At 46.2% G+C, this 11,154-nt stretch carries 12 protein-coding genes; 5 read left to right on the top strand and 7 right to left on the bottom strand.

The window, feature by feature from the left end; translation table 11 throughout:
- Positions 1–4: 4 nt before the first annotated feature.
- From KE626_RS32225 to KE626_RS32195, 7 genes are all read right to left on the bottom strand, one after another.
- Positions 5–481, bottom strand: coding sequence for a TlpA family protein disulfide reductase (locus KE626_RS32225; protein WP_211977204.1), 477 nt, complete (start codon positions 479–481; stop codon positions 5–7).
- The gene (locus tag KE626_RS32220; RefSeq protein ID WP_211977203.1) at positions 478–924 is read right to left on the bottom strand and encodes a MauE/DoxX family redox-associated membrane protein; all 447 of its coding nucleotides are present in this window, start codon (positions 922–924) and stop codon (positions 478–480) included. Before KE626_RS32220 ends, KE626_RS32225 begins: the two co-directional genes overlap by 4 nt.
- A 320-nt stretch (positions 925–1,244) precedes the next feature.
- Complete coding sequence (locus KE626_RS32215) at positions 1,245–2,282, bottom strand: helix-turn-helix domain-containing protein (RefSeq protein WP_211977202.1); 1,038 nt, start codon at positions 2,280–2,282, stop codon at positions 1,245–1,247.
- A gap of 259 nt (positions 2,283–2,541) precedes the next feature.
- Complete coding sequence (locus tag KE626_RS32210) at positions 2,542–2,913, bottom strand: VOC family protein (protein ID WP_211977201.1); 372 nt, start codon at positions 2,911–2,913, stop codon at positions 2,542–2,544.
- A 79-nt stretch (positions 2,914–2,992) separates the two neighbouring features.
- Positions 2,993–3,787 carry a helix-turn-helix transcriptional regulator gene (locus KE626_RS32205; protein WP_211977200.1) on the bottom strand — a complete coding sequence of 265 codons (795 nt, stop codon included), beginning with the start codon at positions 3,785–3,787 and terminating at the stop codon, positions 2,993–2,995.
- Positions 3,788–3,837: 50 nt separating this feature from the next.
- Positions 3,838–5,439 (bottom strand): beta-N-acetylhexosaminidase, encoded by a 1,602-nt coding sequence (locus KE626_RS32200; RefSeq protein ID WP_211977199.1) that lies wholly within the window; start codon positions 5,437–5,439, stop codon positions 3,838–3,840.
- 86 nt (positions 5,440–5,525) lie between these two features.
- On the bottom strand, positions 5,526–6,641 hold the full coding sequence (locus KE626_RS32195; protein WP_211977198.1) for a tetratricopeptide repeat protein: 1,116 nt from the start codon (positions 6,639–6,641) through the stop codon (positions 5,526–5,528).
- 222 nt (positions 6,642–6,863) lie between these two features.
- On the opposite strand from KE626_RS32195, the gene KE626_RS32190 reads away from it, so the two are divergent.
- The 5 genes from KE626_RS32190 to KE626_RS32170 are packed head-to-tail and all read left to right on the top strand — an operon-like array spanning position 6,864 to position 11,127.
- The gene (locus KE626_RS32190; RefSeq protein WP_211977197.1) at positions 6,864–7,484 is read left to right on the top strand and encodes an START domain-containing protein; all 621 of its coding nucleotides are present in this window, start codon (positions 6,864–6,866) and stop codon (positions 7,482–7,484) included.
- 5 nt (positions 7,485–7,489) lie between these two features.
- Positions 7,490–8,293: an SDR family NAD(P)-dependent oxidoreductase gene (locus tag KE626_RS32185; protein WP_211977196.1), complete on the top strand. Its 804-nt coding sequence runs from the start codon at positions 7,490–7,492 to the stop codon at positions 8,291–8,293.
- A 9-nt stretch (positions 8,294–8,302) separates the two neighbouring features.
- The gene (locus tag KE626_RS32180; protein WP_211977195.1) at positions 8,303–9,277 is read left to right on the top strand and encodes an NAD-dependent epimerase/dehydratase family protein; all 975 of its coding nucleotides are present in this window, start codon (positions 8,303–8,305) and stop codon (positions 9,275–9,277) included.
- 18 nt (positions 9,278–9,295) lie between these two features.
- On the top strand, positions 9,296–10,372 hold the full coding sequence (locus KE626_RS32175; RefSeq protein ID WP_211977194.1) for a sensor histidine kinase: 1,077 nt from the start codon (positions 9,296–9,298) through the stop codon (positions 10,370–10,372).
- Positions 10,369–11,127, top strand: coding sequence for a LytR/AlgR family response regulator transcription factor (locus tag KE626_RS32170; protein WP_211977193.1), 759 nt, complete (start codon positions 10,369–10,371; stop codon positions 11,125–11,127). The genes KE626_RS32175 and KE626_RS32170 overlap by 4 nt, the downstream gene beginning before the upstream one ends.
- Positions 11,128–11,154 lie beyond the last annotated feature (27 nt).

The following is an 11,154-nucleotide window of genomic DNA, read 5'->3' as shown; positions in this document are numbered from 1 at the left end:
CCAATCATAACTGTTCAATTTTCTCCAGCAACTGTTTTACCGTAAACCCGCCTTTTATCACTACTCTCAATTGCCCTTCCCTGTCATAAATGATAGAAGTAGGAATCGCTTTTACGCCCGATAGTTTGGGAAAAGAAGACGTATAGTCTTTTCCTACCGTGATATTGGCGTAATTCCCCAGTTTATAAAACTCAACGAATTCATGTATCTGGCTAACAGCTGCTAAACTGACAAAGTAGAACTGTATTGATTTTACTGCCTCCATATTCTTTATCAGGTCAATTGTTTCATCCTGGCAATATTCACAATCGGGGCTAAAGAACACAAACATGGTAATCTTCCCCGCCGGTATCCTCCCGGTATTGACTATTGTACTGCTATCGGATAATAGCAGGTTAAAAACCGGGATATCGCTTTCCGCCCGTTTACACGCGCCCAAAAAGAAACATACTGCCAACAGGTAAAAAGCTATGCGTTTCATACCACCAACATTTTCTTCTGTTCAGGATAGGACTGCTTCCTTTCCAGGTAAAAGCCAACCAGTGCCAGAAAAGTAAAAAAGGAATTAAACACCAGGTGCTGCCGCCACGACATCATATTAATCACTCCTCCACAGGTACAAGGCAGTTTATTTCCGGGAACAAACTTTAAAATATAGCCCACATACAACGTAAAGGCGCTCATCAGTAAAAGAGATGCAAAAAAACCGACCTTTCTGAACCGCGGTACCAGCAAACAGGTGGCAACCAGGATTTCACCCACCGGCACAGCGACAGACAGCACCGGTAAAATGGCCTCAGGCAGTGGCTGTTTATGCAACTGCGCATAAAAGAAGCCATAGCTGAGCAGCTTGCTCGCTCCCGTATAAACAAACAATAACACCAATAGATAGCTGATAACATCAATGATGATACTTTTCTTCATAAAAAGAAACATTTTAAAAAATATGTGAACGGATTACCCATGAATGGGGCATAACAATACCTTACCGGTTCATTATGAGGGAATGAGTAATCAGTATTGGAATTACTTTTTGCGGTTTTTATCCTAATGGAAAGGATTTCATCGGCATAAATATGTTATTTTGAGGACGGCAATTCAATATCAACAGCAGGTCAAACAATTGTTGGCATAAAAAAACAGGCTATCGTAACAAAAATCATATCAGCATTACGCGCTCTTCTTCTTTATCAAATATCAAAATTTAATCCTAAATTAATGTTCAAAAAAGCGAATTAAAAAACCTACAAAAATTCACCTTTATCCATTTTCTTTCCCTCATTCCGCTGACGATACTCCCGCGGGGAACAATGCTGAATTTTTCTGAACACAAAAGAAAAATAATTTGTACCTGCAAACCCCACATGATAGGCGATGGCCGTAATAGGCATATCGCTGTTTTTTAACAGGTCTGTTGCCAGTTTCACGCGTAACTGTTCAATATACTCCTTGGCCTTCACCCCGAAATAGCCTTTAAATCCCTTTTCAAAGCTCCGCAGGTTCATGCCGGCCTTGCGGCTCAGGAATTGCATTTTAAGCGGTAAATGATAATTCTCCTGTATAAACAATTCAATTTCCCGGAACCGCACCTGCTGATCCTCCACCCGAAGTTGCCCCTGGTCGGTAGTTTCAAGTGACGAGAAATAACTAACCAGCAAATCATTGATCCTTGCCTGCAGGAAAATATGTTTTGCCGGACCGGCCAGATTACTGTTGCGGATGGCATCCAGGATTCTACGCTCCTCAATACCTATTTTAAATACGGGGAATACATTTCCTGTTTTTACAGCGTTTTGCTGGGCGGTATATAATTCCTGGAAGTTGGCATGCTGCTCTGCAAACGATGACAAAAACACGGCTGAAAAAGAAAAGTAAACGGTATTATGTTCATCTTCTGCCAGCAGCACCTTGTTCTCCATTTGCGGTGGAATATAATAAAACCCATACCTGCCTCTCTGCAAAGTGAAACTGCCATAACCTGGAAGTTCATAGGCTACCTTTCCTTTGAGCGTACATATCAGGGCTACCATAGGCTGATCTGTAGTAAACGCGAGCGTTACAGGATCATTTATAGAAAAATTCAACCAGCCCATTACCCAGTTCTCATGTCGTATTTCCTGGGTAGAAAAACAACCAAAGTCACCCGCTGTATACGTTACAAAGGCACCCTTCAATGCATTATGCCGGTAATATAACGGCAACAGGGGCGACGATTCAGTTGTTACATCAGACTTGGTTGATAATGAAAATTTGATGGTCGCAGGATAGTCGTCAATAATCATTTGTTCAGTGATTTAATGGGTGACACAAACAGCGCACCGGTTGGCACAGGTACTCATGCCTGGTCAAGTACATTGCAACACAGCAACGCATCGTAGCAAATTAATCGCAGGTACTGCGGTTATACAGCGATAATAAAAACTTAACATTGACAACCACGCAATAAAAAAAGCTGGTCTTACCGACCAGCTTGTCATTTATACACTTATCTGAAAAATGACTTTATAACGTAAACGCACATACGACGTATACCGGTAAATGCTATAATGATGTAACCCACCATGTATTTCCAAACGGATCTTTCACTCCTCCGGAACGGCCATATCCCTGATCAGCTACCGGCATTACTTCCGTGGCGCCCAAAGCCAATGCCTGTTCAAAGGTGGCGTCCGCGTCATCTACATAAATAAAAAGCCCGGCGTTAGCGGTGCCCCAGGCATCGCTCGTTTGACCAAACATAATGGTGTTATGACCAATCATGATTTCTCCGTGTCTCAATGTTTTGCCATCGGCCTGGAAGCTCCGGTGTTTTTCAGTGGCGCCGAATATCTTCTTTGTAAAATCAAAAAAGCCAACGGCATTGTCCAGGATCAGGTAAGGCATAACCTGCTGATGTGTTTCAGGTAGTTTCATAATAACTTTGTTTTAAAGGTGATACTTCATCACAAAGTTGCGGAAGCTGTTCTTCAAAAAATTGGAAAAACCCGACATTCTAGTCGCGCCAGTCGGTGGCCCCTGAGCGGCCTGAGAAATATTGTTTGGGATGCATGCCGGAAAAGATCCTGAACTCGTTGATAAAATGCGACTGGTCATAGTAGCCACATTCGAGGGCAATGCTGCCCAGGCTCATTACATCGCGTTTGTAAAAAGAAGTCGCAGTCTGAAAACGGATGATGCGTGAAAACAGCTTGGGCGACAAACCTGCATATTGTTTGAACTGTCTTTCAAATTGCCGTTCCGATAAATAATATTGCTTTGATAGTTCCCGTATACTGTGCGTGGACGGCTGGTGGATAATATCCCTGATGGCGGCAAAAACCGGTAAGGTGTTGGTGTATTGGGCAGCCAGCCGCTCTTCCGTAAAACGGCTGATAATGCTGCAGCGCTCCGCAGTATTTTTTGCCAGCATCATTTTTTCTTCCAGCATAGCGCCGGTGCGCTTTAATACATAACTCAGTTCCGCCGCCGTATTGGTTAATTCAGATGCCGGCATTGAAAACAGCAACGGTATCGCCTGCGGATAGAAGTATACGCCAAACATGCTAAACCCCGTTTCAATGGTGTAACGGCGCAGCACATGACAAGCACCCTGTATGCCTGCTGTAAAAGACCGGCTCCGCTCACCGTTGTCTGCGATTTCGTCGAAGCATCCGCGATAATGAAACAACATTTCCACACAGGCATCGGCCATGTTATAGTGGGTATACCCCACCTCCCCTTCCATCACCCAGAAAAAACGGATGATATGTGCCAGGTGAGGTGGTGGTGGAATGGTTTCGTAGCGCATACTATAAATTTACAAAGAATGTTTGTCTTTTAGCAGGCGTTAACAAGGCATTAGTCGATATAGTCCGTTGCTGCTTTACCGGATTCTACATGTTTGCCGGGTGCAAAAACGTCGAAATAATATAGGTGATCTTTTGCATACAATGGCTGCTGTGCTTTTAGCCTGGCTTCGAAACCATTAAAGTCCTTCTGACCGGGTGCTGTCCAGGCTGTTTCGGCCAGGGCTGCTATACGTGGAAACAACAGGAAGTCAAGCCGGTTGTTGTTATGAACCGTTTCCGTCCACACGCAAGCCTGTACGCCCAATATCAGCGATTCCTGCCCGGCTGTTGCGGGTAGCTGCCGGGTGGTAAAATCGTATACTGTCTGCAGGTTATTTAACTCTCCATTCTTCCAGCGACGGCCAATTTTATGACTGCTGTCCTGCACAAAGTCAAAATAGAAAGGAATACGCGGACATAATACCACCGAATAGCCCTTACGCAATGCTAATGCCAGGCTCTCCGGTTTATCGTGCCGCCACCAGCAAATAATGGTGCTGTCGGCATGCAGCGTGGTGGTAGCCGCTTCATCCCAGGCCAGTACCTTGTTATGCAGTTTTAATACGGTGTCGGCCATACGCTGAATAAAATAATCCTCCACGGCTTTACGGTCTTTCAACCCATGTTCCTGTTTTAACCGCAGTACACCACTGTCGGTATCCCAGCCCCCGTTACCAAACGTTACTTCATCGCCGCCCAGGTGTATCATCTGCGAAGGAAAAAGTTGATCCGTTTCCGTTAGTATGTCTGAAAGATATCCGTATGTTCCCTCTTTACCCGGGTTAAAAGTAAACTGCGGATATTTACTGGTGCCTCCTCCGTCAAATGCAGGATAGGCCCTGTTGGCAGCGGCGGCATGCCCCGGCATATCTATTTCCGGGATAATGGTAATACAGCGTTCCTGCGCATAGGCGATAATTTCCCGGATATCGTCCTGGGCATAAAATGCCGCCGCGGCTTTTGGATCGGCAATATTGCCAATACCACCTACCGTTGTCAGCAAGGGATATTTTTTTATTTCCAGTCTCCAGCCCGGCACATCTGTCAGGTGCCAGTGAAAACGGTTCAACTTATAAAACGCCATCCAGTTGAGCAACGATTTTACTTTTGTTTTCCCAAAGAAAAATCTTGATTCATCCAGCATCACCCCGCGCCAGCCGTATTGCGGTTTATCTGTAATATGCCAGCAGTCTGCTGCCAGCGTTTTTCCCTGCATGGTGGCTGATGTAGTAAGTTGTATCAGGGAGATGATACCATTGAAGATACCTTCCCGGTCGCCGGCCGTGATCACCGCAGATTTCGGATTCATAACGAGCGTATATGCATCGGGGTTAGTGCCGCCTGTTTGTTGCTTTAATACAATCGCAGTACCGCCTTTACCCTTCCCTACCGCTACACGTAACCCGTAGCGGTTTAACAGCTCCTGTTGCAGATAAGCTGCCATCGGGCGCAGTGCTGCATCTTCCACCCTGATAGTTGTTTGATGGCTGATAACAAAAGTACCAGGCTCCTTTTGTGCTGCCGACGGCATAGGAATGACCGGGCAAACAGTTTGTGCGGCAAGCGTGGACATCATAAAAAAGCAGGCGAGCATTAATCCGTAAAACTTCATATGTTACACTGTTTTAAAAAACGGGGCGTACCTAAACGGGTCCGCCGGCTGTTGATGCAGCCGGCGGACAAAATAATAAAATATGCTCAGTACTTTGCCATATTAAATTTATTATCTGCCGTAATCTTTATCTGGTGCTCGCCAAACCAATCTACAAACCGTATCCATTTATCGTCGTTAGCCAGCTTCCAGTGGTTAAATGCCACCTTGTCGCCCTCGCTCAGTATCCAGTAGTTGTAAGCTTCCAGGTGTCCCGCTTCCCTGGCTTCCCGCTGAAAATCAAACAACACCACCGGCGCCTTTTTCTGGAAGCCCATCTGTTCATATACATCCAGGAAACGGGTACGGATGCGGTTCAATGAAGCCAGGTCTATTGTCCGGTCGCCCACCATGGCAACAGAAAGCGCCGGCTCATACATGGTAGTACCAAACGGCAGTTTGATATTCGATAATTGCTTCGCCAGCTCTTCCGGGCTGGCATTGGCACTGAGGCTAATGGTAACAGATGTTTTCTTGCAGAAACTCACCGATACACTGGTATCATTCGGAAAAGTGATCTCCGACTTATAAGTATCAAATAGCAGCTTGCTGATATGCGCTGTACGGGCCGTATTACGCTCCAGGTTCATAAATATCTCCCCGTACATCATGCCCCATACTTCTACCTGGGTGGAAGTACAGAAGATCCTGGCAGCCCAGTAATAGTTGGAAGCAAACATCGGCGCCATTTCAATACCTTTCTCAAAAAACTGTAACGCTTTTTCGTAATCCTTTGTTTTCATCTCCATCACCCCTCTTTCCAGGTAAAGATTACCGGCTTCCGGGAACAGCTTTAGTCCATCGTCGTAAGTGCTGATCGCTTTTTTAGGCTCCTCCAGCAGATCATAGCTATTGCCCAGCAACTGGTACACATTGGGACCAGCTCCATCGCGCCGGGTCAGTTTTTTCAGCATATCGCGGGCGCCTTTATAGTCTTCCATCATATAGGTGGCATAGGCGATTTCATAAGGGATATCGATATTATCCGGGTCCAGCTTTTGTGCTTCTTCCAGTACCGGTATGGATGCTGCCGGCTTTCCGCTATCCATTATTTTTACCGCTTCAGCAACTTTTTCGCGGGCCTTTTCGGCGTTGGTTTGTCCCATGGCGCTCATTACGCCAAGCAGGCTGCAGCAAAGAAAAAGGGAAGAACGTAATTTCATATGTATAGGTGTTTTACCAATGATTCAAACAGTAGCCGTATTCCACACATTAATATATAATAAATTCCGGATTTCACTGCCGGAAACGGGCCATTTCACTTCCTGAACCGGCCTTCACCATAAACGGGCATTTCTACAGGTCAATTGCTTTATCCTACAACTCATCGGAAAATCGTTTGCCACCGATCCGGCCCGGCGCATATTTGCATCAAATTATTATGTATGGGACGCTTACCCGTTTTATTAATCAGCAGCATGTTAACCATCAGGTCTGTGTTTGGCGACACCAGCGACTTTAAGCTGGTAAAGCACGACCAGGCCATTTCGCTGTATGAAAGATGGATCCCGGGCGCCGGAGGGGAAAATGTAAGGGAAATAAAGGCCATATTCCAGGTAAAAGCTGCCGTGCCTGCTATTATAGGTCTTTTCAAAGACCAGGCACGGGGCCGGGACTGGAATACCAATGCGGCTGATTATAAAATTGCCGCCGCCAGCGACCCGAAGCACTGGATCACTTATATCAAATACGACATCCCCTGGCCTATGGACGACCAGGACTGCTGTCTGCTGTACCGCTGCCAGGAACCTGCTGCCACCGGCGCCACCGAGGTAATTTTTGAAAGTACGGCCGACGGCCGTTTTCCATTACATGATAAAACCAGCCGTATCACGGGCACCCGTGGTAAATGGATCATAGAACCGGTGAACAACGGGCAAATGAAGGTCACCTATATGGTCACCACCGACCGCAGTAAAAAGATCCCCCGCTGGGTATCAGATCCGATTATTCACGATAATCTTTTCAAGACCATGACGAAGTTCAGGAGTCTGCTCGAAAAATAAATGTTATGCCGCACAATACCTACACGCTGATCACAGGCGCCAGCTCCGGGCTGGGCAAAGAATTCGCCATCCAATGCGCCAGAAAAGGCCACAACATCATCCTGATTGCCCTGCCGGGAGGCAATCTGCAGTCCATTGCACACAACCTGGAACTCGAATACCAGGTGAGCGTAAAAGTGTTTGAATTTGACCTGTCTAACAGCGAAATACTTAAATCCAGGCTGAGCGTTATCACTGCACAATACGCCATCGATTTTCTCATCAACAACGCCGGCGTGGGTGGCACCTCTTCCATTACCGATACCTCACTGGAACGGATAGACGATATTATCATGCTCAACGTAAGAAGTACCGTGCTGCTGACACATCTGCTCATCCCGCACCTGTTGCGGCATAAACAAAGTTATATCATGAACATCGCCAGTATGGCCGCCTTTACGCCCATCGCCTATAAAACGGTATACCCCGCGTCAAAGGCATTTATTTCTTCCTTCTTTCTCGGGCTGAAAGAAGAACTGGCCTCCACGGGGTTGTCGGTCAGCGTAATATACCCCGGCCCTATCATGACCAACTCCCATACCTCCCGCAGGATCATCAGCCAGGGATTAAAAGGAAAAATGGGACTGCTGCCCACCCCGGAAATAGCCAGGATAGCCCTGAAAGGCACACTCGCCGGCTATCCCGTTATCATTCCCGGCCTGATGAATAAAATTAATCATGCACTGATGCAACTGCTGCCTTTGTCGCTGAAAATGAAAATTGTTTCCAGGGAAGTAAAAAAAGAAATCCCTTTCGCATTATCTGTATAAAACAAGCACATGAAAAAAGTACTGATCACCGGCGCCAATGGCTTTCTCGGGTCCAATCTTACCCGGGAACTGTACAGGATGGGATATGATATCAAGATCATGATAAGACCTGCCGCCGATATGAAAGGCATTGCAGATATCCCCTGCGAGGTTTTCTTTGGCCATATCGACAACAGCGATCATGTAAACGACGCGGTAAAAGGTTGCGACATGGTGATACACGCCGCCTGTATCACCGAACAATGGGGCATTTCCTTTGCCGAATACGAAAAAGCCAACTTTATCGCCACCCGGCATATTGCCAACGCCTGCCTGGTCCACCAGGTGCAAAAGCTTATTTATGTAAGCACGGCCAACACCATTGGCCCGGGAAATAAAAACAACCCGGGCAATGAGCTGAACGGGTTTACCCTGTTCAACGCCAATTCAGGCTATATCAACAGTAAATATCTCGCCCAGCAATATATACTGGAACAGGTGGCTGCCCGGCAACTGCCCGCTATTGTGGTCAATCCCACGTTTATGATTGGCCCCAATGATGTAAAGCCCAGCTCCGGGAAACTGATCCTCTACGGACTAAAACACCGGCTCCTGTTCTATCCCCCGGGAGGGAAAAATTTTGTATATATCAAAGATGTATGCAAAGGCATTATCAACGCCCTTGAAAAGGGTAAAATGGGCGACTGCTATTTACTGGCCGGCCAAAACCTCACCTATGGCGAGTTTTTCAGGCTGCTGAAAAAGATCTCCGGCAAACGGCAACTACTGATCAGGATACCCAGGTTCGTTCTTAAAATCGGTGGTATGATCGGCTCACTGCCGGGTATCTCCGGAAAATTAAATTACAGCACTGCTTATATGCTGTGCCTCGATAACTATTACTCCGGCAAAAAATCAGAGCGGGAACTACAGCTCCGCTACACACCGGTAGAAGCGGCCGTTTCCGGTGCGTTAACATGGTTTAAGGAAAATAACTACTTTTAGTAATACACAATCGGCCCGATGAATTTTCAAGAGAACGAAAAATTGTTTTCCAGTAAAGTATTTCTGTATCTGTCGCGGATCCTGATCCTCTATACATTCAGTACCATCTTCAAATCCTTTGACCATAGTTTTATAAAAGGACTGCAGATGTTTGATCTCCGCGGACAGCTGTTCAGCCTGTTCTATGTGATCTTTGGGCTGCTGGCCTGGGAAGGCGCCGCACGGCTGGCCCGTACCATCGAAAGAAAAACTGCCGCCAAAAGCACTTCCGGCCGGTTGGTAGTGTTGTGCAGCAGCCTGCTCCTCTATGGTATGCTGGTGGCTTTCCTGTTTGGTTTTTTTTATGGCGGGTCAGATATATTGCTGTTTAACCGTTATGAAGCCTGGGATAGTTTCCGTGCATTCAGCTATGACCTGAACTTTGGCATTTTTATGTTTTACCTGCTGATCCTAACTTTTAACGGGATCGTGTTTTACTATTCCGGCTGGAAGGAGTACCAGCTGCAAACAGAAAGACTGATGCGGGAAAATATCCAGGCACAATACGATGCACTGCGCAACCAGATAGATCCCCATTTCTTTTTTAATTCGCTGAGCGTACTCACCAACCTCGTGTATAAGAGCCCCGACCTGTCGGCCGATTACATTACACAGCTGGCAAAGACCTACCGGTATATTCTCGACAAAAAATTTGAAAACCTGGTACCTGTACAAACAGAGCTGGATTTCCTGGATGCATATCTTTTCCTGATCCGCATCCGCCACCAGCAAAGCATACAGTTCATTACCGACATCTCTGAAAAAGTAAAAACAAAAGGGATGATACCACCGGTTACTTTACAGATGCTGATAGAAAATGCCATAAAACACAATCGCTTTTCGGCACAGGATCCTTTGCTGATCACCATAAAAAGCGAAGGAAATTTCCTCGTCGTATCTAATCATGTACGGCTGAAAGCCAACCCGGAAATATCATCCGGCATAGGCCTTGAAAATATTCAGAAACGATATGCACTGATCAGCAACAGCAACATAGATATTTGTCAGACGGAAGATATGTTCATTGTAAAACTACCCATTATCACCTCCTCATGAGAATAGTAATTTTTGAAGACGAAATGCATAATGCCGAGCGTCTTACACAGCTGCTCCACAAATGCAATCCGGACATTGACGTTGTTGCCGTAATAGAATCGGTGGAAGAAGGCCTGAAATGGATGGAAACAAAACAGCCGGTAGACCTGATGATGATGGACATACAATTGTCTGATGGCAATTGCTTTGAGCTATTCAATAAAACAAAAGTACGCACTCCCATCATTTTCACTACGGCCTATGATGGCTTTGCACTGCAGGCTTTCAAGGTAAACAGTATCGATTACCTGATGAAGCCCATCGACCAGGAAGAACTGCGTAACGCGCTCAAAAAGTATGAACAGTTCAGACCCGCCAATAACTACACAGTGGATATCAGCCGGATTGCAGAAGAGTTCCTGCGCCGCGACAGTACCCGGTTTATAGGGCGGATCAACAACCAGCTGATCTATGTAAAAGCCCGCGATATTGCCTGGCTGCAGTTTGCCAAAGGTACCACCTGGGCCACTACGGCTGCCCATCAACGGGTGCCACTGGACTACTCGCTCGATCAGATTGAGAAGCTGCTGGATAAACACCAGTTTTTTCGCATAAACCGGCAGTTTATTATTCATATAGATGCCATCAAAAAAATCACCACCTACTACAATAGCAGGTTAATTCTTCAATTAGCACCCGATGTTGATACTGATGTTATTATTAGCCGTGAAAGGGTTACTGAATTCAAAAACTGGCTCGAAGGAAGGGAAGAATAGCGAGGGAGCGCCTTCGGCGCTTGTCTT

The sequence above is a fragment of the Chitinophaga hostae genome, from assembly GCF_018224885.1.
GTDB classification, from domain to species: Bacteria; Bacteroidota; Bacteroidia; order Chitinophagales; family Chitinophagaceae; genus Chitinophaga; species Chitinophaga hostae.
Note: the sequence above shows the minus strand (reverse complement) of the source record. Positions and strands in the feature narration are given on the sequence as shown.

Bases quoted from the DNA above. Each gene is read 5' to 3' on its own strand.
- KE626_RS32225 (WP_211977204.1), bottom strand. From the start codon at position 481: ATGAAACGCATAGCTTTTTACCTGTTGGCAGTATGTTTCTTTTTGGGC.
- KE626_RS32220 (WP_211977203.1), bottom strand. From the start codon at position 924: ATGAAGAAAAGTATCATCATTGATGTTATCAGCTATCTATTGGTGTTA.
- KE626_RS32215 (WP_211977202.1), bottom strand. From the start codon at position 2,282: ATGATTATTGACGACTATCCTGCGACCATCAAATTTTCATTATCAACC.
- KE626_RS32210 (WP_211977201.1), bottom strand. From the start codon at position 2,913: ATGAAACTACCTGAAACACATCAGCAGGTTATGCCTTACCTGATCCTG.
- KE626_RS32205 (WP_211977200.1), bottom strand. From the start codon at position 3,787: ATGCGCTACGAAACCATTCCACCACCACCTCACCTGGCACATATCATC.
- KE626_RS32200 (WP_211977199.1), bottom strand. From the start codon at position 5,439: ATGAAGTTTTACGGATTAATGCTCGCCTGCTTTTTTATGATGTCCACG.
- KE626_RS32195 (WP_211977198.1), bottom strand. From the start codon at position 6,641: ATGAAATTACGTTCTTCCCTTTTTCTTTGCTGCAGCCTGCTTGGCGTA.
- KE626_RS32190 (WP_211977197.1), top strand. From the start codon at position 6,864: ATGGGACGCTTACCCGTTTTATTAATCAGCAGCATGTTAACCATCAGG.
- KE626_RS32185 (WP_211977196.1), top strand. From the start codon at position 7,490: ATGCCGCACAATACCTACACGCTGATCACAGGCGCCAGCTCCGGGCTG.
- KE626_RS32180 (WP_211977195.1), top strand. From the start codon at position 8,303: ATGAAAAAAGTACTGATCACCGGCGCCAATGGCTTTCTCGGGTCCAAT.
- KE626_RS32175 (WP_211977194.1), top strand. From the start codon at position 9,296: ATGAATTTTCAAGAGAACGAAAAATTGTTTTCCAGTAAAGTATTTCTG.
- KE626_RS32170 (WP_211977193.1), top strand. From the start codon at position 10,369: ATGAGAATAGTAATTTTTGAAGACGAAATGCATAATGCCGAGCGTCTT.